Source organism: Rhizobium metallidurans, from assembly GCF_014196505.1.
Taxonomy (GTDB): domain Bacteria; phylum Pseudomonadota; class Alphaproteobacteria; order Rhizobiales; family Rhizobiaceae; genus Rhizobium; species Rhizobium metallidurans.
In genome coordinates, this window is record NZ_JACIDW010000001.1 from 151,605 (window position 1) to 174,354 (window position 22,750).

Sequence of the window (22,750 nt, forward strand, 5' to 3'; positions counted from 1 at the left end):
GGGCACTCCGCTAAAAATGGATGGCCGCGCCACTGAGGGCGCTGAATATGGCATTGGCTGCCGCCCTCCGGCATTCACCGGAAGGCGGCTTGTCATTTGAACGTCAGATCTTGCCGACGAGGTGCAGCGACGGAGCGAGCGTCTTTTCGCCCTCTTCCCATTTGGCCGGGCAAACTTCACCCGGATGCGCGCGCACATACTGCGCTGCCTTGATGCGACGCAGCAGGTCGACGGCGTTGCGGCCGATGCCTTCGGCGGTGACTTCCATCGCCTGGATGACGCCATCGGGATCGACGACGAAGGTGCCGCGATCGGCAAGGCCTTCGGATTCGCGCATGACCTCGAAGTTGCGGCTGATCGTGCCCGTCGGGTCGCCGATCATCGTGTACTGGATCTTGCCAATGGTCTCGGAGCTGTCGTGCCAGGCCTTGTGGGTGAAGTGCGTGTCGGTCGAGACCGAATAGACCTCGACATCGAGGCGCTGCAGCTCGGCATAGTGATCGGCGACATCGCCGAGTTCGGTCGGGCAAACGAAGGTAAAGTCAGCCGGATAAAAGAAGAATACCGCCCACTTGCCCTTGGTGTCGGCATCGGTCACTTCAATGAATTTGCCCTGCTTGAAGGCCTGCGCCTTGAAGGGCTTAATGGATGTGTTGATAAGGGACATGAAGGCTCCTGTAAAATTGCTGCGAAGCGAAAACCCGCTTTCGCGGCGCAACATAAACAGGGGCCGGCGATAAATGAAATAGATAAAGAAAAATATTTCGATAGGTAATCTCTATCGGCGATCTTCTAAGTGATGTTTATCAAGCGGCCGCGAACCAGCCGCTTGATCTGGCAAAATTTGGTCTCCGCGGTCAAACCGATCGGCCGAGCCCGCCGTCCACCTTGATATTCTGCCCGGTGATATATCCGGCACCTTCCGACGCCAGAAACGCGACGGTCGCCGCGATCTCCTCGCTCGTGCCATAGCGCTTCATCGGCACCGATTCGCGGCGCTCCTCGGTCGCCGGCAGGCTGTCGATCCAGCCCGGCAGAACGTTGTTCATGCGGATATTGTCCGCCGCGTAGGTGTCGGCGAAGATCTTGGTGAAGGAGGCGAGACCGGCGCGAAAGACCGCCGATGTCGGAAACATGGCAGACGGCTCGAAGGCCCAGGCAGTCGAGATATTGACGATCGCGCCCGACTTCTGCGCCTGCATGATCGGCGTCACGATTCGCGTCGGGCGGATGACGTTCATCAGGTAGACGTCCATGCCCTTGTGCCAGTCCTCGTCGGTGATATCGAGGATCGGCGCGCGTGGGCCGTGCCCGGCGCTGTTGGCCAGCACATCGATGCGACCCCAGGCCTGCATGGCCAGATCCACGAGTCGCTTGATATCGTCATTCGACTGGTTCGAACCCGTGACACCCACGCCACCCAGTTCCTTGGCCAGCGCCTCACCCTTACCCGAAGAGGATAGGATGGCGAGCTTGAAGCCATCGGCCGCCAGACGTTTGGCGGCATCCGCCCCCATGCCGCTGCCACCTGCGGTCACCAGCGCCACTTTTTCTATTGTCATGACATCCACCCTTTCGTCATTTTTCTTGTTCATCGCGCATGTTTTCAGCTCTGATGCGAGATGATACCATCAGGAAGACATCGCTTCGAGCCAATTCGATTGGCATCAATCAGTAGAAAATCTATTACATGAATGATCCGCTTTTCCGCCTTCCGCCGCTGAATGGCCTGCGCGCCTTCGAGGTGGCCGCCCGCCACCTGAATTTTCGCGTCGCCGCCGAGGAGCTGGGCGTCACCCAGGCGGCCGTGGCCCAGCAGGTTCGCGGCCTTGAGAGGGAACTGAACCTCGCCCTGTTCGAACGCCTCCCCCGCAGGCTTGCCCTGACCGAGGCGGGACGCGGGTATGCCGAAAGCATCCGCCGCGCCTTCGAACTGATCTCCGACGCCACAGCGACATTGCGGCCGGAGCCGTTACGATTGACGATCAGCGTCACGCCGACCTTCGCGTCGAAATGGCTGATCCCGAGGCTACCGGACTTTCTGGCCGCGCACCCGGATCTCGACATGCGCATTCTCGCCAGCGAGCGCGTGGCCAATTTCCAATCGGATGACGTGGATATCGCCGTCCGTCTGGCGCGGCCGCCCTTTCCGGCGTCGCTGGAGGCCGATCTGCTTTTCGAGCAGGAGCTCGTCGCGGTGTGCAGCCCGGCACTGATGCCGCCGGCCGACGGCCTCGACCCTGCCGATCTCGCGCGTTTCGTGCTGCTCCACGACACCCACAATCAGTGGCCCGAGTTCATCGCCACGATCGCCGGCGCAAAGCCGATTGCGGCCTCCAAGGGCGTTCGCTTCAACCAGACGTCCCATGCGATCGAGGCCGCCCTCGCAGGCCAGGGGATCGCGCTGGCAAGCGGGGTATTCGTCAACGAAGATATCGCCGCCGGACGACTGGTGCCGGCGTTCAAGGAAACAATGCGCGCGCAGTCGGACTTTTACGTCGTCTCGCTGCGCAAGCCGAGGCAAGCCCAATCGGTCGCCAAGGTCAGAGCATGGCTGCTTCAACATGCCGGCCGGCACCTTCTTTCGCGGTAGGCCAAGCGGCGCGCCGCCCGGCCATCAATCGTGTCGAGCGTCCCGCGAATGCACGGCAGCCACCCAAAAAACGCACGGCTTGGGGAATGGACCGGCCGGTTATTCGCTATAGATTTGAATTCGCGTATACGTGCGCGAATACCGACGCATCGCTTGAATTGGGAATACAGCATTGGACCTGCGGAATAAAACGCTCTGCGCCTCCGGATTTCACGCACCGGAGCGCGGAAAGATCGAAATATTGGACGAGGTGCTGATCGATATCGGCGCGGACGGCACGATCGCCGCCATGCATCGTCCGAGCGATCCGAACTACCGGACCATTCGTGAGGCGCGTGAGGAAAGCGGCGAACTGGTCACGCTGCCCGTTGGTTCCTATCTTCTTCCTGGCTTCGTCGATCTTCACGTCCATGCCCCGCAGTATCCCCAGCTTGGTAGTGCGCTCGATGTGCCGCTCGAAGTATGGCTGCAGAAATATACCTTCCCGCTGGAAGCCCGCTACCGAGATCTCGCCTTCGCCAAGCGCAGCTATGGCCTGCTTGTCGACGATATGCTCGCCAATGGCACGACCACGGCGCTCTATTTCGCCACCGTGCACCAGGATGCGACGCGATCGCTCGCGGACATTTGCCTGGAGAAGGGCCAGCGGGCGCTGATCGGCAAGGTGGCGATGGACAATGCCGACGAGTGCCCGGATTATTACCGTGACGCAACGCCGGATGACGCCATTGAAGGCACGCGGGCGCTGATCGACTACATCAATACCCACCCCGAAAATGGCGAGAAGCGGGTGCTTCCCGTCATCACGCCTCGCTTCGTTCCATCCTGCACCGACGCAACACTCGAGGGGCTCGGTGCTCTGGCCAGGGAGTGCGGCTGCCACGTGCAGACCCACTGTTCGGAGAGCGATTGGGCGCATGGTTACGTGCTATCGCGTTATGGCGTGACTGATACCGAGGCGCTCGACCGCTTCGGCTTGCTCGGTCGCCGGACGGTTCTCGCGCACGCCAACTTCCTGACGGATCACGACATGGACAAGGTGCGGGAGCGTGAAGCGGCGGTCGCCCACTGCCCGCTCTCCAACGTCTATTTCGCCAATGCCGTCTTCCCGCTCAAGGCCGCCCTCGACAAAGGCGTCCACGTTGGCCTCGGCACGGATATCTCCGGCGGACCGAGCGCCTCGATGCTGGAAAACTGCCGCGGCGCGATCCTTATGTCGCGGGCGCTGGAAAGCGGTGTCGATCCCAATCGCGACGCTGACGCGCGCGCCAGCTACGGGCCGGCGCAGATCGATTTTCGCGATGCCTTCTATATCGCGACAGCAGGCGGCGGCGTGGCGCTCGATCTGCCGATCGGCCAGTTCACGCCCGGCTATCTCTTCGATGCGATCGTTATAGACACCAAGGCGCCGAAGGGATCGGTGCGCTTGTTCGACGAATTCGATAGCGGCGAACAAATCCTGCAGAAGATCATCAACACCGCCTCGAAACCCAACATCGCGACCGCCTGGGTCGGCGGCACGAACCTGCGCCTGCCGTAAGCGGACTTCAGCCGCGCAGCATCTCGATGATCGCCGAGAAATCACGGCCGCCATTGCCCTGCTTTTCGAAGAGCGTGAACAGTTGCGCCGCTTCGGCGCCGAGCGGCGTCGAAGCGCCGGTTGCGAGGGCTGCCTCCTGCGACAGACGCAGATCCTTGAGCATCAAGGCGGCCGCGAAGCCGGGTTTATAATCATTGTTGGCGGGCGATGCCGGCACCGGACCGGGAACCGGGCAGTATGTGTTGATCGACCAGCATTGGCCCGACGATGTCGAGGCGACATCGAACAGCGCCTGGTGCGAGAGGCCGAGCTTTTCGCCCAGCGCGAAAGCCTCGCAGACGCCGATCATCGATATGCCGAGGATCATGTTGTTGCAGATCTTCGCCGCCTGCCCCGCGCCGGCCTCGCCGCAATGAACGATCTTCCGGCCCATCGCTTCAAGAACAGGCTTCGCCCTGGCGAAACTCTCCGGCGTTCCTCCCGCCATGAAGGTCAGTGTTCCGGCCGCCGCCCCGCTGGTTCCGCCCGAGACGGGTGCATCGAGTGACGGGCAACCGGCCGTCCTTGCCATATCATGCGCCTCGCGCGCGCTGGCGACGTCGATCGTCGAGCAGTCGATGACAAGCGTCCCCGAGGGAATAGCGCCGAGAATATCCGTCCACGCCGCCAGCACGTGCCTGCCCTGCGGAAGCATGGTCACGACAACCTCGGCGCCGCTCACGGCCTGGGAGATGTCGCTTGCCGGCTTCACGCCCGTCGCTTCGGCCGCCTCAAGCAATGCCGGCACCAGGTCAAAGCCAGCGACCGCATGGCCCGCCTTGACCAGATTTGCCGCCATCGGCCCACCCATGTTGCCGAGGCCGATAAACGCGATCCTTGTCATGTCCTGCTCCCATCGTCGAGACGATCCCTCTAGAATAGCTATGTCATGAACGCGCACAGTCGAGAGCAACGGAGACGGCGGCGCGTGTTGACGCTCCCTCGCCCCGGCGGTATCCCAATAGGGTCCGCTGAATGCCGATGGATCGAGGAGGATGAACCATGCAGCACACCCGCGAGAGTTTCGACTGGTCCGATCCGTTCCGGCTCGTCGAGCAACTGACGGACGAAGAGCGCATGGTGCTCGACACCGCGCATTCCTATGCGCAAGGCAGGCTCGCACCGCGTGTGCTCGAAGCCTTTCGCCATGAGAAGACCGATCCGCATATCTTTCGCGAAATGGGCGAACTCGGCCTCCTCGGCCCGACGATATCACCCGAATACGGCGGCGCGGGCCTCGGATACGTTGCCTACGGGTTGATTGCCCGCGAGGTCGAACGCGTCGACAGCGGCTACCGATCGATGATGAGCGTACAGTCATCGCTGGTAATGGTGCCGATCGATGCATTCGGATCGGAAGCGCAGAAGCAGAAGTATCTGCCGAGACTCGCCACCGGTGAATGGATCGGCTGTTTCGGCCTCACCGAGCCGAACCACGGCTCAGATCCGGGATCGATGGCGACACGCGCAAGGAAGGTCGACGGCGGCTATAGCCTTTCCGGCGCCAAGACGTGGATATCGAACGCGCCGATCGCCGATGTCTTCGTGGTCTGGGCAAAGACCGAGGATGGCGTCATCCGCGGCTTCATCCTCGAAAAGGGCTGGAAGGGCCTGACGGCGCCCGCCATTCACGGCAAAGTCGGTCTGCGCGCCTCGATCACCGGCGAAGTGGTCATGGACGGCGTCTTCGTGCCGGAAGAGAACCTGTTGCCCGATGTCTCCGGCCTGAAGGGTCCGTTCACCTGCCTCAACTCGGCCCGGTTTGGCATCGCATGGGGTGCGCTCGGCGCCGCCGAGGATTGCTACGCGAAGGCGCGGCAATACACCCTCGACCGGAAACAGTTCGATCGGCCGCTCGCCGCCAATCAGTTGATCCAGAAGAAGCTCGCCGACATGGCGACCGAGATCACCCTTGGCCTGCAGGGCTGCCTGCGTCTCGGCCGCATGAAGGAGGACGGCCACCCGCCGGTCGAGCTTACCTCGATTTTGAAACGCAACTCCTGCGGCAAGGCACTCGATATCGCCCGAATGGCCCGCGACATGCTTGGCGGCAACGGCATATCCGATGAGTTCGGCGTCGCGCGGCATCTCGTTAATCTCGAGGTGGTCAACACCTATGAAGGCACGCACGACATTCACGCCTTGATCCTCGGTCGCGCCATAACGGGGATAGCGGCGTTCTCGAACTGAGAGAAATCCGTCGCCGTCAAATTGCAACCGAACCGACAATGTGCAAGCCTTACTTCACCGCGGGATAGCCTGCGCTGCGATGGGGGATTGCGCATGCTTCTGTTTCTCGCATTTCTGATCGGCATCATCGCCGGGCTGCGCGCGCTGACAGCGCCCGCGGCCGTCGCATGGGGCGCGGCGCTCGGCTGGTTCGATGTGTCCCAGACACCGCTGGCCTTCATGGGGTACCGCTGGACCCCGTGGATATTCACGCTGCTGGCGCTGGTCGAACTGGTGACCGATCAGTTGCCATCCACCCCTTCCCGAAAGGTGCCGATGCAATTCGGCGCGCGGTTGATCATGGGCGCGCTATCAGGCGCCACGATCGGCGCCGCAGGAGGCTCGCTGATCGCGGCGCTCGCCGCCGGCATTCTCGGCGCGGTTGCGGGCACCCTTGGTGGCGCCGCGGCGCGCGCCAGGCTGGCAGGCGCCTTTCAGAGAGATCCGCCGGCCGCCATCCTCGAGGATGCGGTTGCCATTGTCGGCGCGGTCCTGATCGTGGCTTCGGTCTGATGCGTAGCTTCGACGCAATCGTTATCGGCGCCGGCCAATCCGGCCCCTTTCTCGCCGCCCGGATGGAGGAGAAGGGCATGAAGGTCGCGCTCATCGAACGCAAGTTTCTCGGCGGAACATGCGTCAACGCGGGCTGCATGCCGACGAAAACGCTCGTCGCCAGCGCCCGCGCCGCCCATGTCGCGCGCAATGCCGGCGGCTACGGGGTGACCATCCCTGGCGAGATCGGCGTCGACATGGAAGTCGTCCGCAAACGAGCCGAGACAGTTATCATGGAGGCCCGCAATGGTCTGATCTCGTGGTTTGCCAACATGGACGGCATCACCGTGATCTACGGTCATGCCCGCTTCGAAAACGAGCGGACGATCACCGTTAACGGCGAATTGCTGACCGCGCCGCGCATCTATCTCAACGTCGGCGCACGACCGGCCATTCCGGATATGCCCGGTATCGGCGACATCGATTACCTGACCAGCACATCGATCATTGCGATGGACACGCTGCCCCGGCATCTGGTGATCATCGGCGGAAGCTATATCGGCCTTGAGTTCGCCCAGATGTATCGCCGCTTCGGCGCGGAGGTAACGGTCATCGAGCGCGGCCCCAAGCTCGCCTCGCGCGAGGATGACGATATCTCGGACGCGATCGCCGACATTCTGCGCGCGGAAGGAATTGCGGTGCACACCAGCGCCGACCGCATCGCCTTCAAAAACGGTTCCGATGGGATCGTGGTCGCGGTCGGCGATGGTATCGCCGACATCACCGCGAGCCACGTCCTGATCGCAACCGGCCGCGTGCCGAACACCGATGATCTCGGCCTTGAACGGGCCAAGATCGCCACCGACAAGCGAGGCTACATCACGGTTGACGACAAGCTGGCGACCAATGTCGATGGCATCTGGGCGCTCGGGGACTGCAATGGCCACGGCGCCTTCACGCATACGTCCTACAACGACTTCGAGATCGCGGCCGCGAACCTGCTCGATGGCGAGGATCGCAAGCTCAGCGACCGTATCCTTGCCTATGCGCTCTACATCGATCCGCCGCTCGGCCGCGTTGGCATGTCGGAAAGGCAGGCCCGCGCATCCGGACGCGAGATCATGATCTCGACCCGGCCGATGACCAGGGTCGGCCGCGCCAAGGAGCGGGGCGAGACAAAGGGCTTCATGAAGGTGATCGCCGATGCGCAAAGCAAGCAGATTCTCGGCGCGGCGATCCTCGGCATAGAGGGCGACGAGGCGATCCATGGCTTCATCGACGCCATGAATGCGAAGACGACCTATCCCGAACTCAAATGGGCCGTGCCGATCCACCCGACGGTCTCCGAATTGATCCCGACATTGCTCGGCGACCTTAAGAGCGTGTAGCCTTCGCGGCGACGGGCCGAAAACGCCGAGGTGTCAATCGTGTCCATAGAGCAGCTGATCGAACACTATGGGATCGTCGCGATCTTCCTCGGCACGGCAATCGAGGGAGAAACCGCGGCCTTTCTCGGCGGCATCATCTCCCATCGCGGGCTGATCTCTTACTGGTCGGCCTCGCTGATGGCCTCGGCCGGTTCATTCGCCGGCGACCAGATCTGGTTCTTCGCCGGCCGCTATGCGGCGCGCTGGCGCGTCGTCCGCAAGTTGACCGCGACGCCGACGCTGACGCAGGTCACGTCCCTTCTCGAGCGCTACCCGACAGGTTTCATCCTGGCTTTCCGCTTTCTCGTCGGGCTGAGGACGATCAGCCCCATCGTGATCGGCACGACGCGCATTTCGACCGGAAAGTTCGTGGTGCTGAACGCGGTCGCGGCTCTCATCTGGGGACAGCTGTTCACGGCGCTCGGCTATCTCTTCGGGCAAGGTATCGAACGGATACTCGGCCGTCTGCCGCTGCAACATCATCTTGTCATGGCGATCGGGGCCGCGGCCATCGTGGCTGGCGCGGCCCTCGTCTTCAGAAGGATCTTCAGAAAGGCAACGCTCAGCGCCGGCCGATCCTAGAGCCTATTCCATCACGATCTGTAGCTTCACGTCGCTCGGCCGTGCTTCGACCGCGCGGTCGAAAGCCTTGATCGAGTCCTCGAAGCCGAAGGTCTCGGAGATCAGAGGCTTCAGATCGACGCGACCGGACCCGAGCAGCGCGATCGACCGCTCGTACTGATGCGCGTAGCGGAACACCGTTTCGATGCGGATTTCCTTCGTCGACGCGGTCGATACATCGAAGCCAACAGGGTTGACCGGCAGACCAACCGCAACAATGACGCCGCCGGGGCGTGCCAGATCCATGATCGTTTCCCAGGCCTTCGGCGAACCGGAGCATTCAAAGATCACATCAGCGCCCCACCCGTCCGTCAGCCGCGAGATCTCTTCGACGAGGTTCGTTTCGCGGATATTGACCGGAATCACGCCCTGATACTGGGCGGCGATATCGAGCTTCGGCTGGGCAAGGTCGGCAACAATCGCGCGCGCGCAGCCACCGGCGAGTGCGGCGATGGCGACCATCGTGCCGATCGGACCGGCGCCGAGCACGACGGCGGTATCGCCGGGCGCGATCTTCGCCTTGGTGGCGGCCTGCATGCCGACGGCGAAAGGCTCGACCATGGCGCCCTCGGCGAAGCTCACATTGTCGGGCAGCCTGAACGTATAGTTGGCGGGATGCACGACCTCGGGCGTTAGCACGCCGTGAACGGGCGGTGTGGCCCAGAAGCTGACGGCGGGATCGACGTTGTACATGCCGAGCCGGCTTGCTTTCGAATTCGGATCGGGGATGCCCGGTTCCATGCAGACGCGGTCGCCCACTTTCAGATGCGAGACCCCGGCGCCGACCTCGACCACGGTGCCCGCCGCCTCGTGCCCCAGAACCATCGGCTCGTTGACGACGAAAGGTCCGATCTTGCCGTGCGTGTAATAATGCACGTCGGAGCCGCAGACGCCGACCGTGTGAATCTTGATCTTGACCTCGCCCGGCCCGATTTCCATCGGCAGATCGATTTCGCGGATAGCGAGCTCATGCTGGCGCTCCAGCACCAGTGCGCGGACTTTGGTCATCTAAGCGTTCCTTCCCTTGCCTCCCCGCGCGAGTCGAGCGCGGCGTCGGCGGACTATAATCGCCGAACAAGGCGGATTTCAATTCCGTCCGAGAGGCTTTCGCTCCCGCCGCGATGAAATGCTCAGGCATCCGCGCAAGGCACGCGTAAAATTCCCGCATTCTGGCGCCGCACGAGTCAAACTGTTGGACGCCGGCGGCCCCGCGTCACAGCACATTCATTTCAAATCGGCGGACGAAATGGCACGTCATTCCGAAACCGCCGTATGGAACAGAAACAATCTTCGTTTCATTATACGACCAAGTTGGTAGAGTTTGATCACAACGAAGGAGGTTCCCATGCACGCACAACGGATTGCCCGGCTTCTCGCGGCCGCGGTTCTGACAGGCAGCTTCGCCATCGGCGCTGTCGCACCAGCTTTTGCCGACCAGACGCTTCTCAATGTGTCCTACGATCCGACCCGGGAACTCTATAAGGATTTCAACGCCGCCTTCGCACAGAAGTGGCAGAAGGACACCGGCGAGACGGTGGCAATCCAGGCTTCGCATGGTGGCTCCGGCGCACAAGCGCGGTCGGTCATCGACGGTCTGGATGCCGATGTCGTGACACTTGCTCTTGAAGGCGACATCGACGCGATCGCCGCAAAGACAGGCAAGATCCCCGCCGACTGGAAGAGCAAGCTCCCCAACAACTCGACGCCCTACACCTCGACCATCGTGTTCCTGGTGCGCAAGGGCAATCCGAAGGGCATCAAGGACTGGGCCGACCTCGTCAAGGACGACGTGCAGGTGATCACGCCGAATCCGAAGACATCGGGCGGCGCGCGCTGGAACTTCCTGGCCGCCTGGGCATGGGCCAAGCAGGCCAACGGTGGCGATGACGCGAAGGCGCAGGCCTATGTGACGAGCCTGCTTCAGCACGTTCCCGTCCTCGACACTGGCGCACGCGGCGCGACCACCACCTTCGTCCAGCGCGGACTGGGTGACGTGCTTCTTGCGTGGGAAAACGAAGCCTACCTCTCGCTCGAGGAACTCGGCCCGGACCAGTTCGAGATCGTCACCCCGAGCTTCTCGATCCGTGCCGACCCGCCGGTCGCGGTGGTTGACGGTAATGTCGACAAGAAGGGCACGCGCAAGGTCGCCGAGGCCTATCTGAACTACCTCTATTCCAACGAGGGCCAGAAGATCGCGGCCAAGCACTATTACCGCCCGATCAAGCCCGAAGCCGCCGATCCTGCCGATATCGCCCGCTTCCCGAAGCTGACGCTCGCAACGATCGACGACTTCGGTGGCTGGAAAGAAGCGCAGCCGAAATTCTTCGGCGATGGCGGCGTGTTTGACCAAATCTACAAGCCGGCACAATAATACATCGCATGAGAGCACATAGCCCCACGCGGTGGCGGTTCAGGCGGCCGAGTGTCATTCCAGGATTTGGAATGGCACTCGGCTTTACCTTGATCTGGCTCACCCTTCTGATCCTGATACCCCTTTCGGGCCTCGCATGGCGTTCGAGCGAACTCGGCTGGGAGAAATTCTGGTCGATCGCCATTGACCCCCGCACGGTGAACGCCCTGCGGATCAGCTTCGGCACCGCATTCGCAGCCGCGTGCGTCAACGTCCTCTTCGGCATCGTGCTTGCTTGGGTTCTCGTGCGTTACCGCTTTCCCGGCAAGCGCATCATCGACGCCATGGTCGACCTGCCCTTCGCTCTGCCAACCGCGGTCGCCGGCATCGCGCTTGCGACGCTCTACGCCCCCAATGGCTGGCTCGGGCAGTTCCTGACGCCGCTCGGCATCAAGATCGCCTTCACACCCGTCGGCATCGTCGTCGCTCTGGTCTTCGTCGGCCTGCCCTTTGTGGTACGCACGGTGCAACCGGTCATGGAGGAGATCGACAAGGAGGTCGAGGAGGCGGCGGCCACGCTTGGCGCGAACCGCCTGCAGACGATCACACGCGTGCTGCTGCCCGGCCTGGCGCCGGCTGTCTTGACGGGCTTCGCCCTGGCCTTCGCCAGAGGCGTCGGCGAGTACGGATCGGTCATCTTCATCGCCGGCAACCTGCCGTTCAAATCGGAGATCGCCCCGCTGCTGATCGTCATCAAGCTGGAAGAGTATAATTACGCGGCCGCCACCGGCATCGCCGCCGTCATGCTGGTTTTGTCCTTCGCCATGCTTCTCGTGATCAACCTCATCCAGAGCTGGAGCAGACGGAGGTACGGCAATGGCGCTTGAGACCAACGCCCCCACGGCTAAAGTCCGATCCGTGATCACCGAGCATCGGTGGGCGCGGTGGACGCTCATCGCCATTTCGCTGGTGTTCCTGACGCTCATCCTGATCCTGCCGCTGGCGGCCGTGTTCGTCGAGGCGTTGCGAAAGGGGCCGGCGGCATTCTTCACGGCCTTGCAGGACGCGGAAACCTTTTCGGCGATCTGGCTGACGCTGATCGTCGCGGGCATCAGCGTGCCGCTGAACATCGTCTTCGGCGTGGCGGCCGCCTGGGCGATCGCCAAGTTCGAGTTCAAGGGCAAGGCCTTCCTGACAACGTTGATCGACTTGCCCTTCTCGGTCTCGCCGGTCATATCAGGTCTTGTCTTCGTGCTGCTGCTCGGCGCCAACACCTACCTCGGGCAATGGCTGAGCGCCAACAGCATCAAGATCCTCTTCGCGGTTCCAGGACTGATCCTGGCAACCATGTTCGTCACCTTTCCCTTCGTCGCGCGCGAGCTCATCCCGCTCATGCAGGAACAGGGAACCGGCGACGAGGAGGCGGCGATCTCGCTTGGCGCCAGCGGCTGGCAGACCTTCTGGTACGTGACGTTGCCGAACATCAAGTGGGGACTGCTATACGGCGTACTGCTGTGCAACGCTCGCGCAATGGGCGAGTTCGGTGCCGTCTCGGTCGTTTCCGGCCGCATTCGCGGCCAGACCAACACCATGCCGCTGCAGGTGGAAATCCTCTACAACGAGTATAATTTCACCGGTGCTTTCGCCGTTGCCACCCTGCTTGCGCTGCTCGCGCTCGTCACCCTTGTTTTGAAGACCTTGCTGGAAATGCGATACAGCGATGAAATCGCCGCGAGCCGGCGGCACTGAGGAATTAGAATGGAAGTTCGTGTTCAAAACCTACGCAAGGAATTCGATCGGTTTCCGGCTCTGCATGACGTGTCGCTCGATATCCGTTCCGGCGAACTGATCGCGCTGCTTGGTCCGTCCGGCTCCGGCAAGACGACCCTCCTGCGCCTGATCGCCGGGTTGGAGAGCCCCACCGAGGGGCTGATCTACTTCGGTGACGAGGATGCATCGCGCAAGAGCGTTCAGGAGCGGAATATCGGCTTCGTGTTCCAGCACTATGCATTGTTCCGCCACATGACGGTGCTCGACAATGTCGCCTTCGGCCTCAAGGTCCGCCATTCCTCGCGCCGTCCCCCGAGGGACGAGATACGGCGAAGGGCGCTGGAATTGCTCGATCTCGTGCAGCTTCCCGGCCTTGAAAAGCGCTATCCCGCGCAGCTCTCCGGCGGCCAGCGGCAGCGCGTGGCGCTGGCGCGCGCCATGGCGGTGGAACCGAATGTACTGCTGCTCGACGAACCGTTCGGCGCGCTCGACGCGCAGGTCCGCAAGGATCTGCGCAAGTGGCTCCGCGAGATTCACGACAGGACCGGGCACACGACCGTCTTTGTTACCCACGACCAGGACGAAGCGATGGAGCTTGCCGACCGGGTCGTGGTGATGAGCCAGGGCGCGATCGAGCAGGTCGGCACGCCGGATGATGTCTACGATCACCCGAATTCGCCATTCGTCTTCGGCTTCGTCGGCCAATCGAACTGTCTGAAGGTCAAGATTTCGAACGGCGACATCTGGTTCGACGGGCGCTCGCTCGGCATCCGCGCCGAGGGCGAGGCCGATGGCGAAGCGAGCCTCTATTTCCGTCCGCACGACATCGAAGTTCGCGATGGCACCGAGGGCATCGCGGGTGTCGTGACCAGCAGCCGCCGCGTTGCCGGAACGCGCCATGTCGAGATCGACATCGGACACGGCCATCCGCTGATCGAGCTTGAGCTGCCGCCGGCAGCCGCAGGCGGCCTCGAGCACGGCGGCATCGCATTTCGTCCGACCCGCTGGAAACTGTTCCGGTCGGCCTGAGGATCGACCCAGCCACGGTGCCGCTTGGCGGCCGGGTGAGTTCCAATTGTCGTTTCTACGGTCGCGGCTTGTCTGCGAAATGCTGGAGCGCGAATTCAGCGGCGCGCTGGTTGGACTTGCGGGCGTCATCGAGCCAGAACGGGAACAAATGCCATTGGTGCACCATTCCCGGCAGTACCTCGGTCGTCACATCGACACCGGCTTGCCTGGCCCTATCGGCGAGACGCAAGGTGTCGTCGAGCGAGATCTCCCTCGAGCCGACCTGCATCAGGAGCGGCGGAAACCCCTTCATGTCGGCATAAAGCGGCGACACGCGCGGATCCGTCGGCGAACGGTCTCCAAGATAGGCTTTTCGCGCCGCCTCGATCTGGAACGCATTCCCGAACGGATCATTGGCGGCGTTGGTCGTGATCGACGCGCCGGTCGCCGCAAGATCCGTAACCGCGCTGATGGCGATGACGGCCGCCGGCGGCGGCCCGCGCAACTTGATCTGCCGGAGCACCGCCTGGATCGCGAGGTTCCCACCGGCGGCATCGCCGAGCACCACGATGTTGCCGCTCTCGTATCCGGAATCGAGGAGCCACAGATAGGCGGTCAACGTATCGTCGATCTGGGAGGGATAGGGATATTCAGGCGCCAGCCGGTAGTCGATCAGAAGCACATCCGCCGATGCCGCCTTCGCGAACGAAGCCGCCGACGCGCGATGCGTATCCAGGGAGCCGCTGTAGAAACCGCCGCCATGGACATAGAGGATGGCCCTTTTGCCGAGCGCGTAGTGAACCCGCGCCGGCCATATCAATTCAGCGGCCACGCCGCCGGCATCGACCTGCCTGATCTGCACTTTCGACGGGCCCGGCGTCTGCTGCATCAACTGTTCGAAAGCGGCGCGGCGCTCGGCAAGGGTACCGGCCTTGGAATAATACTCGCCCATCTTGTCCAGAAGCTTCGCGACCTGTGCCTTCGAGGCCTCCGTCTGGACGGGCTCTTCCGCGGCAAGCGAGGGAGCCGCGAGACAGAGCGAGAGCAAGGCGACTGATACGGCCGCACGCAACGCGGCCACTATCGACCGGCCGACCGCATCTCCAGAATGGTGTGCGCTTCGCATAGCTGGACTCTCCGCGCCGGCCCCCATGCCGGTCCGCGCGACCCTCTCACGCCTGCAAACGCTGTCAAGATGCGCGAGACGCCTATGGTAAACCGGGCGGCTAGTTTCTTATCAGGCGGGCTCGGCCGCTCGCCGCAGATTGACGAAAGCCTTGATGGGCAGATGATCGGACGCAACGCGCGACAGTGGCGTATCGTGAGCCTCGACCGTGGTCAGCACGCCCTTGCGATTGGCCATGATGCGATCGAGCGCAAGTACCGGCAAACGCGCTGGAAAGGTCGGCACGGCCAGCGGCTGCGGACCGAAGACCGACTGAAACGAGTGGAGCGATGAGCGATCGCCCAGCCGCCATTCATTCAGGTCGCCGAGCAGGATGGTCGGAACGTCGGATTTGTCCGTCATCAATTCGAGCAGCACTTTCGCCTGCTGCGCCCTGGAATGTCTGAGTAGGCCGAAATGCGCGGCGATGATGCGCAGCGCCCCACCCCGCTCAAGATCGAGTTCGGCGACAAGCGCGCCCCGCGGCTCCAGCCCGGGAAGCTTGATCTGGTGGACGTCTCTGACAAGCCCTTTCTTGAACAGCACCACGTTGCCGTGCCAGCCATGCGCCTTGTTGACGCCGCTGATGGGGACGGGCAGCAGCCCGCTCTCCCGTTCGAGCCGAGGCAGATCGAGAATGCCCGTCCGCTCGCCGAAACGCGTATCGGCCTCCTGAAGGGCGATGACGTCGGCACCGATTTCATGGATGACGCGGCTGGTCCGATCGGGGTCGAACCGCATGTCGTTGCCAACGCATTTATGGACGTTGTAGGATGCAATCAGCGTGCCCTCGGGCCGTGACATCGGGCTGTCAGGAGCCAGTTCGATGCGCTTCCTGTGGTTTCTTATGGAAGCAAGAATGCTTGCTGGCAGATTGTTGTTCCTGGCATGCATCGTTGTTTTCCGGTTCTCCGTGAAGCGAATGGTTCCGTTGGTTTCAGTATAGGCGCTCTGTCCGAAGTTGCCATGTTGAAGCGCGAAAAACGGTCACAGATAGGGCGAGCCAAGCCAGAGAACCTTGTTCAGCAGACGCACCGCGAAAGGCTCGGACCGCAACCCCTCCAGCGTGACCGGCGACGCCGAGCGGATGGCCTCGTCGATATGCTCCTCGATTTCGTTGGCGAACCCCTCGTTCAACACTTCGAGATCGATCTCGAAGTTCAGCCGCAGCGAGCGCGGATCGAGATTGGACGACCCGACATAGGACCAGACGCCATCGATCGACAGCAGTTTCGAATGGCTGAAGGAGCCGCTGGCGCGCCAGATACGACAATAGTTGCTGACGATCTGGTCGAATTGCGCGGTCATCGCCCGATCGACAAGAACGAGATTGTTGGCGGCCGGCACCACGATATCGACCTCCACACCCCGGCGTGCGGCGGTCGCCAGCGCGCTGATCAGTTCCCGATCGGGCAGGAAGTAGGGCGACATGATCTTGATCGATTTACGGGCAACCGAAAACGCACCCATCAGCATCCTGTGGTTTGTCTCCACCCGCCTGTCGGGACCGGAAGCGACCACGCGCATGAAAACCGGATCGCCCGGCTCCCGCTCCGGCGCGGCGATGCGCCACTCGTCTTCTATAAGCGCCTCGCCCGTCGTGAACCGCCAGTCTTCCGCGGCGATGTCGAACAGATCGGCCACGATTGGCCCGGTGACCATGAAATGGGTGTCTCGCGCGAAGTCTTCGCCGGCGATCTCGCGTGTGAAGCCCGCCCGGATATTCATGCCGCCCGTCAGCGCCACCCGGCCATCGACGATCACGATCTTTCTGTGGGTACGAAGATTGGCGTAAGGCAGGCGCAACCCCATGATGACGTTGCCGTTGAACACGGAAACGGAAACGCCGCCCTCCTCCAGATAACCCAGAATACTCGGCACCGAGTAGCGGGCGCCGACGGCGTCGATCAGCACGCGGACCAGCACGCCACGCTTTGTCGCCGCGATCAATGCATCGGCGATCCTGAGGCCGATCGGATCACGATCAAAGATGTAGGTTTCGAGAAGAACGCTTCGCTCGGCACTGTCGATCGATGCCTTCATCGCGGCGTAGCACTCATCGCCGGTGTCGAGTATGTCGATCGTGTTGCCGGTCGAAATCGGACTACGGGCGACGCGATCGCCGAGCGTCTGCAGGGCTGCGAAACGTCGCCCGAAACCGCTGATGACAATCTCGGCTTCCGCGTCGAACGTTTCCAACTCATCGAGATCGGCCTGCGGCATCAGCGCGTCGCGGCGCATGCTCAAGGAGGCACGCCTGATGCGGTTGATGCCGGCGATCGCGTAAAGCACCGCGCCAATGATGGGGGACAAGACGATCACGCCGACCCAGCCGATCGCGGCGCGCACCTCCACCTTCGTCATGGTCGCATGGATCGCCGCGGCGGCGCCCATGAGCAACGAAATTACGAACAGGATATGCGGCCAATAGGTCGATATGAGATAAAACATGCAGGCAAGATATAGTCGCAATTCGGCACTGTTCAATCACGCCTTCGGCAGCAACGTCCGGCCCCGTTCGGCGGATAGCGTCCATGATCCGAAGATAGTATGATGGCGCTATCTGAAGCTCGATATGTCCATATTTGGAGCACGAACGGCATGTCAGCTTAATCATCGTGCTGCAACGCCGCATATATTTTTGCAGTGTGTCAGAAATGACTTGAAACAATGCGATTCGTCTGGAACTCTTCAATCAGTATCGCGTTTGAACGATGGCATCCCTGCAGTGGAGATCGGCGATGACGGAAACTCAAAGAGAGTGGGTTCAGAAGCGCGCGTATGCGCTCTGGGAAGAGGAAGGTCGCCCCACCGGGCGTGATCATGCTCATTGGGAACAGGCGATGAAAGAGCGCGCCGCGCTCGAGGGATCGGCTGCGTCTTCCGACGGCAAGGAAGTGAAGACGAGGACGAAGCGCGCGGCTCCCGAGATCAAGGTGAGCGGCGCGGCGAAGGCGACGAAGGCCGCGCCTAGGAAATCGTCGGCTCGAAAGTCGGCATGATCTCCGCAAATTATTGATTTAAAAGGGCGCTCCCAAGGCGCCCTGTTTTCATTTCAGTCATATCTCTGCATTAATTCAGTCGTATTGAATGAATGCCGGAAAGTCTTCAGTCGCAGCGCAATTTCAGTTTTGCTTAAAAGTGTGGCGGTGACTGTTCCGGATGGAACAAAAGTGACGTTTGACGGTTGTCCTGCAAAACTGGGAGAATGGTCATGAACCGCAGCTACTTCGACGCAATTCTCGTTTCCCTCATCGTAGCAGGTTGCTACATGTTCATCGCTCCCGTGTGAGAGACAATGCCGACCCTGGTCCTAGCTGCAACGGCTTATCTGGCGCTCGCCATGTTGCTTGTCGTCGTCGTCGACAATCTCGTGGCCTTCTTCTTCCGAGAAAAATCCGCTGCAATTTCGGTGCGTCGGTCGGCGCTTGAACGTATCGTGGCTGTTTCACGCCGATATGGCCGCAAGTAGAAAGCTCGCGGCGATGCCAATCGCCGATATATTTCAACAGGCGGCGCCTGAACGACGATAGAACGACCAGGCGCCTTTCACGGAGGCGCCGATGGCGTATCAACTCTACTACTGGAACGGCATTCAGGGACGGGGCGAGTTCGTGCGTCTCGCACTCGAGGAGGCAGGCGCCGACTATGTCGATGTCACGCGACACGACCAGCCCGGGCTGGGAACCGATGCCATGCTGGAAATCCTGGATAAAGGGCTGAATTCGACCATCCCATTTGCCCCGCCGTTTCTGCAAGACGGCGACCTCATGGTCTCGCACGTCGCCAACATTCTCTTCTACCTCGGCCCGAAGCTCGGCCTCGCTCCTTCCGATGAAGGCCCGCGCCACGTCGCGAACGGGCTTCAGCTGACGATTACCGATTTCGTCTGCGAGGTTCACGACACCCACCATCCGATATCGACGGGACTTTACTACGAAGATCAGAAGGCCGAAGCGAAGGCGCGCTCCACGGCGTTCATCGATGACCGTATCCCGAAATATCTCGGCTATTTCGAGCGCATGCTGAAGCAGAACCCGAGCGGCGCGAAGCATATCGTTGGCTCGGAACTTTCCTATGTCGATCTGTCGCTGTTCCAGGTGATCGAGGGGCTTTGCTATGCATTTCCCAATGCGATGAAGGGATATCAGCACCGCTACCATGCCCTGGCCGACTTGCATGCGGCGGTGCGCGAGCGGCCCCGGATCGCCGCCTATCTCGCCTCCCCTCGCCGCCTTGCCTTCAATGAAGACGGCATTTTCCGTCACTATCCGGAGCTTGACGCGGCCAGCTGATCTCCAATCTAATCCGGCGGGGCACATCTTGGCCGGACGAACGCCGGCCTTTCCACAGAACTGGGAGATCGTTTTCATGGCACATCTTGCGCAGTCGCTTGCGGCAATCAAAATTCCCGACCTGGCCGGCAAGGCCGTTCTCATCACCGGCGCCTCGACAGGAATCGGCGCGGCGCTCGCCAGGGCGCTTGCTGCCCAGGAAATGAAGGTCGGCATTCACTACAATTCCAGCCGCGAACAGGCGGAAGCGCTGGCCGACGAGATCAAGGAAACAGGCGGCCACGTCCATCTCGTGCATGGCGACGTGTCGAAAGAGGGAGAAACCGAGCGTGTGGTCGAAGAGACCGCCAAGACGTTCGGCCATCTCGATGGCTTGATCAACAATGCCGGCGGAATGCTCGGCCGCAAGCCGACCTCGGAATACACCGACGAGCATTACCAGAAGGTGATGGACCTGAACGCCCGCTCGGTGCTCGCCGCGACCCGCGCGGCGCACCCGTGGCTCAAGAAGCAGGGCGGCTTCATCGTCAACACCACATCGATCGCGGCCCGCAACGGTGGCGGTGGCGGCGCCATTCTCTACGCCGCCGCCAAGGGGTTCGTATCGACCATCACCCGTGGCCAGGCGAAGGAATTCGTTCCCGACCGCATTCGCGTCAACGCGGTCGCTCCGGGCGTGATCGCCACGCCGTTTCATGAACGCTACACCAATGACGAGCAGATGGAGATGCAGCGCAAATCGATCCCGATGGGTTTCGTCGGCACATCGGAGGATTGCGTCGGCGCCTACCTGTTTCTCGCATCGCCGACATTATCGGGCTACATCACCGGCCAGATCATCGAGGTCAACGGCGGACAGCTGATGCCGTGATTGCGGTGGCGCAAATCGATACGCCCTCGCCTTGATCCAAGGAACCTTTGCAGCGCAACAACGTTCCCTGCAGGCCAACAACCAAGCCCGGGGCGTTCCATGAGCTTTTCGTTTTCAGAACTCGACTTTCTCAAGCCCGAACTCGGTGCCGAGTATACCGGCCAGGGAACGCATTTCGCGGTATTTTCCGCCCATGCCGAACAGATGGAGCTCTGCCTCTTCTCGCCCGACGGCAAGGAGGAGGTTGCGCGCATGGCGCTGCCCAAGCGCGAGGGCGACATCTGGTCGGGTTATATCGCCGGCGTCGGCCCGGGGACCGTCTACGGCTACCGCGCCCACGGCCCTTACGACCCCAAGGCTGGTCATCGGTTCAACCCGAACAAGCTGCTGCTCGACCCCTATGCCAAGCAGGTACTTGGCGAGCTTGAGTGGGACGACGCGCTTTACGGATACACGATCGGCGCGAAGGATGACGATCTCTCCTTCGACAACCGCGACAGCGCCCCTTACATGGTCAAGGGGATCGTGCAGGACCCGGATTTCGACTGGGACGGCGATCAGGCAATCCGCCGGACCTGGACGGACACGATCATCTACGAGGCGCATGTGCGCGGGATGACGATGACGCATCCCGACGTACCGGATGAACTGCGCGGCACGTTTCTCGGCATGTGCAGCGAGCCGATCATCGATCACCTGACGAAGCTTGGCATTTCAGCGGTCGAGCTGCTGCCGATCCAGCATTTTCCCAACGACCGCTATCTTCTCGAGAAGGGCCTCACCAATTACTGGGGCTACCAGACACTGGGCTTCTTCGCGCCGCAGCCACGATATCTGTCCGGAAGCAAGATCACCGAGTTCAAGACCATGGTGAAGGCGTTCCACGCCGCCGGTATCGAGGTCATCATGGACGTGGTCTATAACCACACCGCCGAGGGCAGCGAGCGCGGGCCGACACTCTCCTTCCGCGGCCTCGACAATGCCAGCTACTATATCCTCTCGCCCGACGATCCGCGCCACACCTATGACACAACGGGCACCGGCAATACGCTGAACGTCGCGCACCCCATGGTCATGCGCATGGTGCTCGACAGCCTGCGCTACTGGGTCGGCGTGATGCACGTCGATGGCTTCCGCTTCGACCTCGCCAGCACGCTTGGGCGCCAGGATCTCGACTTCGACCGCCAGGGCATCTTCTTCGGCGCGATCCGCCAGGACCCCATCCTGTCAGGCGTGAAGCTGATCGCCGAGCCTTGGGATGTCGGCGAAGGCGGTTACCAGGTCGGCGGCTTTCCGCATCCATTCCGGGAGTGGAACGACAAGTTCCGCGACGACGTCAGGCGCTTCTGGAAGGGCGATGGCGGCATGGCGCCGGATATCGCCTCGCGCCTCACCGGCTCGCAGCTGCAGTTCAACCACTCTGACCGCGCGGCGACGTCATCGGTCAATCTCCTGTCCGCCCACGACGGCTTCACGCTGATGGACACGGTCTCATTCAACGACAAGCACAACGAGGCGAACGGCGAAGACAATCGCGACGGCCATTCGGACAATCACTCGGACAATATGGGAGCCGAGGGCGCAACCGACGACGCTGGCATCCGCGATGCGCGCTCGCGGCGCCGACGCAACATGATGGCGACGCTGCTTCTCAGCCAGGGCGTGCCGATGATCGTCGCCGGCGATGAAGTCGGCAACAGCCAGGGCGGCAACAACAACGCCTATTGCCAGGACAACGAGATCGGCTGGGTCGACTGGTCCGGCCTGGACGACCCCTTCCTCAGCTTCTGCCAGAAGATAATCGCGCTGCGAAAGGATCATCCCGAACTTCGCCAGGAGCGCTTTCTGACCGGCGCCATCGGCGAGGATGAGCGAACCGAAATCGCCTGGTATCGGCCCGATGGCGAGCAGATGGGGGAAGAGGATTGGAGCGATCCGGAACTTCGCCTGCTCAGTGTCTACATGTCCTATAGCGCCAGCACGCCCGACGTCGAAAAGGCGGCCGGTCTGTTCCTGGTGTTCAACGCTGGCGGCGACTGCGATATCCGTTTGCCTGAGGTGAACGGGATCACTGGGTGGAGCCGTGTGCTTGCGACTGGCGCGGATGAACCGTTCGCTGAACTGGATGTCCGGGAACCGCTAGCAGTCGACCGCGAAAGTGTGGCTGTCTTTGTGCCGAACGGAGCCTAAGCGCTCCCCGCGCGCAGGTCGCAAAACCATTTGATCATGACTTAGCCAGCGTTTTTTCCTGGCGAAGCCTGCGAAAGCGAAAGCAGCGGCAGATGAAATCAGGCAAGGCTGGGAGGCCTTGGCCTGATTTCTGCGCGCGCGTTGTCAGCCGAATCCTTCG

Annotated in this window: 22 protein-coding genes; 15 read left to right on the forward strand and 7 right to left on the reverse strand. The window is 61.9% G+C overall.

Going from position 1 to position 22,750, the window contains the following annotated elements:
- Positions 1 to 103: 103 nt before the first annotated feature.
- A complete protein-coding gene (gene ahpC / locus GGQ67_RS00690; protein ID WP_018901244.1) occupies positions 104 to 667 on the reverse strand; it encodes an alkyl hydroperoxide reductase subunit C in 564 nt (187 codons plus the stop codon).
- Between the two features lie 190 nt (positions 668 to 857).
- On the reverse strand, positions 858 to 1,562 hold the full coding sequence (locus GGQ67_RS00695) for an SDR family oxidoreductase (protein ID WP_183898263.1): 705 nt from the start codon (positions 1,560 to 1,562) through the stop codon (positions 858 to 860).
- A 128-nt stretch (positions 1,563 to 1,690) separates the two neighbouring features.
- Between GGQ67_RS00695 and gcvA the strand changes: the two genes are divergently transcribed.
- Positions 1,691 to 2,593 carry a transcriptional regulator GcvA gene (gcvA, locus tag GGQ67_RS00700; RefSeq protein ID WP_183898264.1) on the forward strand — a complete coding sequence of 301 codons (903 nt, stop codon included), beginning with the start codon at positions 1,691 to 1,693 and terminating at the stop codon, positions 2,591 to 2,593.
- 172 nt (positions 2,594 to 2,765) lie between these two features.
- Positions 2,766 to 4,133 carry a guanine deaminase gene (gene guaD / locus GGQ67_RS00705; protein ID WP_183898265.1) on the forward strand — a complete coding sequence of 456 codons (1,368 nt, stop codon included), beginning with the start codon at positions 2,766 to 2,768 and terminating at the stop codon, positions 4,131 to 4,133.
- A 7-nt stretch (positions 4,134 to 4,140) separates the two neighbouring features.
- Here guaD and mmsB read toward each other — a convergent pair whose 3' ends face one another.
- Positions 4,141 to 5,016: a 3-hydroxyisobutyrate dehydrogenase gene (gene mmsB, locus GGQ67_RS00710; RefSeq protein ID WP_183898266.1), complete on the reverse strand. Its 876-nt coding sequence runs from the start codon at positions 5,014 to 5,016 to the stop codon at positions 4,141 to 4,143.
- 158 nt (positions 5,017 to 5,174) lie between these two features.
- Here mmsB and GGQ67_RS00715 point away from each other — a divergent pair, with 158 nt between their 5' ends.
- From GGQ67_RS00715 to GGQ67_RS00730, 4 genes are all read left to right on the forward strand, one after another.
- Positions 5,175 to 6,362 carry an acyl-CoA dehydrogenase gene (locus GGQ67_RS00715; protein ID WP_183898267.1) on the forward strand — a complete coding sequence of 396 codons (1,188 nt, stop codon included), beginning with the start codon at positions 5,175 to 5,177 and terminating at the stop codon, positions 6,360 to 6,362.
- 93 nt (positions 6,363 to 6,455) lie between these two features.
- The gene (locus GGQ67_RS00720) at positions 6,456 to 6,914 is read left to right on the forward strand and encodes a DUF4126 domain-containing protein (protein ID WP_183898268.1); all 459 of its coding nucleotides are present in this window, start codon (positions 6,456 to 6,458) and stop codon (positions 6,912 to 6,914) included.
- Complete coding sequence (locus GGQ67_RS00725; protein ID WP_183898269.1) at positions 6,914 to 8,281, forward strand: FAD-containing oxidoreductase; 1,368 nt, start codon at positions 6,914 to 6,916, stop codon at positions 8,279 to 8,281. The genes GGQ67_RS00720 and GGQ67_RS00725 overlap by 1 nt, the downstream gene beginning before the upstream one ends.
- Positions 8,282 to 8,320: 39 nt before the next feature.
- Entirely contained in the window at positions 8,321 to 8,902 is a 582-nt protein-coding gene (locus GGQ67_RS00730; RefSeq protein WP_183898270.1) for a VTT domain-containing protein, read from the forward strand.
- 3 nt (positions 8,903 to 8,905) lie between these two features.
- On the opposite strand, the gene GGQ67_RS00735 is transcribed toward GGQ67_RS00730, so the two are convergent.
- Positions 8,906 to 9,949, reverse strand: a complete 1,044-nt coding sequence (locus tag GGQ67_RS00735) for an NAD(P)-dependent alcohol dehydrogenase (RefSeq protein ID WP_183898271.1) — start codon at positions 9,947 to 9,949, stop codon at positions 8,906 to 8,908.
- A 337-nt stretch (positions 9,950 to 10,286) separates the two neighbouring features.
- Here GGQ67_RS00735 and GGQ67_RS00740 point away from each other — a divergent pair, with 337 nt between their 5' ends.
- Genes GGQ67_RS00740 through GGQ67_RS00755 form a run of 4 tightly spaced genes read left to right on the forward strand, consistent with a single transcriptional unit; the run spans position 10,287 to position 14,090 of the window.
- Positions 10,287 to 11,312, forward strand: coding sequence for a sulfate ABC transporter substrate-binding protein (locus tag GGQ67_RS00740; RefSeq protein WP_183898272.1), 1,026 nt, complete (start codon positions 10,287 to 10,289; stop codon positions 11,310 to 11,312).
- 8 nt (positions 11,313 to 11,320) lie between these two features.
- A complete protein-coding gene (gene cysT / locus GGQ67_RS00745) occupies positions 11,321 to 12,178 on the forward strand; it encodes a sulfate ABC transporter permease subunit CysT (RefSeq protein ID WP_183898273.1) in 858 nt (285 codons plus the stop codon).
- Positions 12,168 to 13,040 carry a sulfate ABC transporter permease subunit CysW gene (gene cysW / locus GGQ67_RS00750; RefSeq protein ID WP_183898274.1) on the forward strand — a complete coding sequence of 291 codons (873 nt, stop codon included), beginning with the start codon at positions 12,168 to 12,170 and terminating at the stop codon, positions 13,038 to 13,040. The genes cysT and cysW overlap by 11 nt, the downstream gene beginning before the upstream one ends.
- A gap of 9 nt (positions 13,041 to 13,049) precedes the next feature.
- Positions 13,050 to 14,090 (forward strand): sulfate/molybdate ABC transporter ATP-binding protein, encoded by a 1,041-nt coding sequence (locus tag GGQ67_RS00755; protein WP_183898275.1) that lies wholly within the window; start codon positions 13,050 to 13,052, stop codon positions 14,088 to 14,090.
- Positions 14,091 to 14,145: 55 nt separating this feature from the next.
- On the opposite strand, the gene GGQ67_RS00760 is transcribed toward GGQ67_RS00755, so the two are convergent.
- The 3 genes from GGQ67_RS00760 to GGQ67_RS00770 all read right to left on the reverse strand — a co-directional run bounded on the left by GGQ67_RS00760 (position 14,146) and on the right by GGQ67_RS00770 (position 17,685).
- Positions 14,146 to 15,195, reverse strand: coding sequence for an alpha/beta hydrolase (locus tag GGQ67_RS00760; RefSeq protein ID WP_183898276.1), 1,050 nt, complete (start codon positions 15,193 to 15,195; stop codon positions 14,146 to 14,148).
- A gap of 111 nt (positions 15,196 to 15,306) precedes the next feature.
- Positions 15,307 to 16,128 (reverse strand): endonuclease/exonuclease/phosphatase family protein, encoded by an 822-nt coding sequence (locus GGQ67_RS00765; protein WP_183898277.1) that lies wholly within the window; start codon positions 16,126 to 16,128, stop codon positions 15,307 to 15,309.
- A gap of 93 nt (positions 16,129 to 16,221) precedes the next feature.
- The gene (locus tag GGQ67_RS00770) at positions 16,222 to 17,685 is read right to left on the reverse strand and encodes a phospholipase D-like domain-containing protein (protein WP_183898278.1); all 1,464 of its coding nucleotides are present in this window, start codon (positions 17,683 to 17,685) and stop codon (positions 16,222 to 16,224) included.
- Between the two features lie 290 nt (positions 17,686 to 17,975).
- On the opposite strand from GGQ67_RS00770, the gene GGQ67_RS00775 reads away from it, so the two are divergent.
- From GGQ67_RS00775 to glgX, 5 genes are all read left to right on the forward strand, one after another.
- Complete coding sequence (locus GGQ67_RS00775; protein ID WP_183898279.1) at positions 17,976 to 18,236, forward strand: DUF2934 domain-containing protein; 261 nt, start codon at positions 17,976 to 17,978, stop codon at positions 18,234 to 18,236.
- Between the two features lie 296 nt (positions 18,237 to 18,532).
- On the forward strand, positions 18,533 to 18,706 hold the full coding sequence (locus tag GGQ67_RS00780) for a hypothetical protein (protein ID WP_183898280.1): 174 nt from the start codon (positions 18,533 to 18,535) through the stop codon (positions 18,704 to 18,706).
- A gap of 91 nt (positions 18,707 to 18,797) precedes the next feature.
- On the forward strand, positions 18,798 to 19,529 hold the full coding sequence (locus tag GGQ67_RS00785) for a glutathione S-transferase (RefSeq protein ID WP_183898281.1): 732 nt from the start codon (positions 18,798 to 18,800) through the stop codon (positions 19,527 to 19,529).
- Between the two features lie 76 nt (positions 19,530 to 19,605).
- On the forward strand, positions 19,606 to 20,400 hold the full coding sequence (locus GGQ67_RS00790) for an SDR family NAD(P)-dependent oxidoreductase (RefSeq protein WP_183898282.1): 795 nt from the start codon (positions 19,606 to 19,608) through the stop codon (positions 20,398 to 20,400).
- A gap of 99 nt (positions 20,401 to 20,499) precedes the next feature.
- On the forward strand, positions 20,500 to 22,590 hold the full coding sequence (glgX, locus tag GGQ67_RS00795) for a glycogen debranching protein GlgX (RefSeq protein WP_183898283.1): 2,091 nt from the start codon (positions 20,500 to 20,502) through the stop codon (positions 22,588 to 22,590).
- The last annotated feature ends 160 nt before the right edge of the window (positions 22,591 to 22,750 follow it).

What these genes read in the sequence shown, in the direction of transcription:
- ahpC (WP_018901244.1), bottom strand. Translation starts at nt 667, where the DNA reads ATGTCCCTTATCAACACATCCATTAAGCCCTTCAAGGCGCAGGCCTTC.
- GGQ67_RS00695 (WP_183898263.1), bottom strand. Translation starts at nt 1,562, where the DNA reads ATGACAATAGAAAAAGTGGCGCTGGTGACCGCAGGTGGCAGCGGCATG.
- gcvA (WP_183898264.1), top strand. Translation starts at nt 1,691, where the DNA reads ATGAATGATCCGCTTTTCCGCCTTCCGCCGCTGAATGGCCTGCGCGCC.
- mmsB (WP_183898266.1), bottom strand. Translation starts at nt 5,016, where the DNA reads ATGACAAGGATCGCGTTTATCGGCCTCGGCAACATGGGTGGGCCGATG.
- GGQ67_RS00715 (WP_183898267.1), top strand. Translation starts at nt 5,175, where the DNA reads ATGCAGCACACCCGCGAGAGTTTCGACTGGTCCGATCCGTTCCGGCTC.
- GGQ67_RS00720 (WP_183898268.1), top strand. Translation starts at nt 6,456, where the DNA reads ATGCTTCTGTTTCTCGCATTTCTGATCGGCATCATCGCCGGGCTGCGC.
- GGQ67_RS00725 (WP_183898269.1), top strand. Translation starts at nt 6,914, where the DNA reads ATGCGTAGCTTCGACGCAATCGTTATCGGCGCCGGCCAATCCGGCCCC.
- GGQ67_RS00735 (WP_183898271.1), bottom strand. Translation starts at nt 9,949, where the DNA reads ATGACCAAAGTCCGCGCACTGGTGCTGGAGCGCCAGCATGAGCTCGCT.
- GGQ67_RS00740 (WP_183898272.1), top strand. Translation starts at nt 10,287, where the DNA reads ATGCACGCACAACGGATTGCCCGGCTTCTCGCGGCCGCGGTTCTGACA.
- cysT (WP_183898273.1), top strand. Translation starts at nt 11,321, where the DNA reads ATGAGAGCACATAGCCCCACGCGGTGGCGGTTCAGGCGGCCGAGTGTC.
- cysW (WP_183898274.1), top strand. Translation starts at nt 12,168, where the DNA reads ATGGCGCTTGAGACCAACGCCCCCACGGCTAAAGTCCGATCCGTGATC.
- GGQ67_RS00755 (WP_183898275.1), top strand. Translation starts at nt 13,050, where the DNA reads ATGGAAGTTCGTGTTCAAAACCTACGCAAGGAATTCGATCGGTTTCCG.
- GGQ67_RS00760 (WP_183898276.1), bottom strand. Translation starts at nt 15,195, where the DNA reads ATGCGAAGCGCACACCATTCTGGAGATGCGGTCGGCCGGTCGATAGTG.
- GGQ67_RS00765 (WP_183898277.1), bottom strand. Translation starts at nt 16,128, where the DNA reads ATGCATGCCAGGAACAACAATCTGCCAGCAAGCATTCTTGCTTCCATA.
- GGQ67_RS00770 (WP_183898278.1), bottom strand. Translation starts at nt 17,685, where the DNA reads ATGTTTTATCTCATATCGACCTATTGGCCGCATATCCTGTTCGTAATT.
- GGQ67_RS00775 (WP_183898279.1), top strand. Translation starts at nt 17,976, where the DNA reads ATGACGGAAACTCAAAGAGAGTGGGTTCAGAAGCGCGCGTATGCGCTC.
- GGQ67_RS00780 (WP_183898280.1), top strand. Translation starts at nt 18,533, where the DNA reads ATGCCGACCCTGGTCCTAGCTGCAACGGCTTATCTGGCGCTCGCCATG.
- GGQ67_RS00785 (WP_183898281.1), top strand. Translation starts at nt 18,798, where the DNA reads ATGGCGTATCAACTCTACTACTGGAACGGCATTCAGGGACGGGGCGAG.
- GGQ67_RS00790 (WP_183898282.1), top strand. Translation starts at nt 19,606, where the DNA reads ATGGCACATCTTGCGCAGTCGCTTGCGGCAATCAAAATTCCCGACCTG.
- glgX (WP_183898283.1), top strand. Translation starts at nt 20,500, where the DNA reads ATGAGCTTTTCGTTTTCAGAACTCGACTTTCTCAAGCCCGAACTCGGT.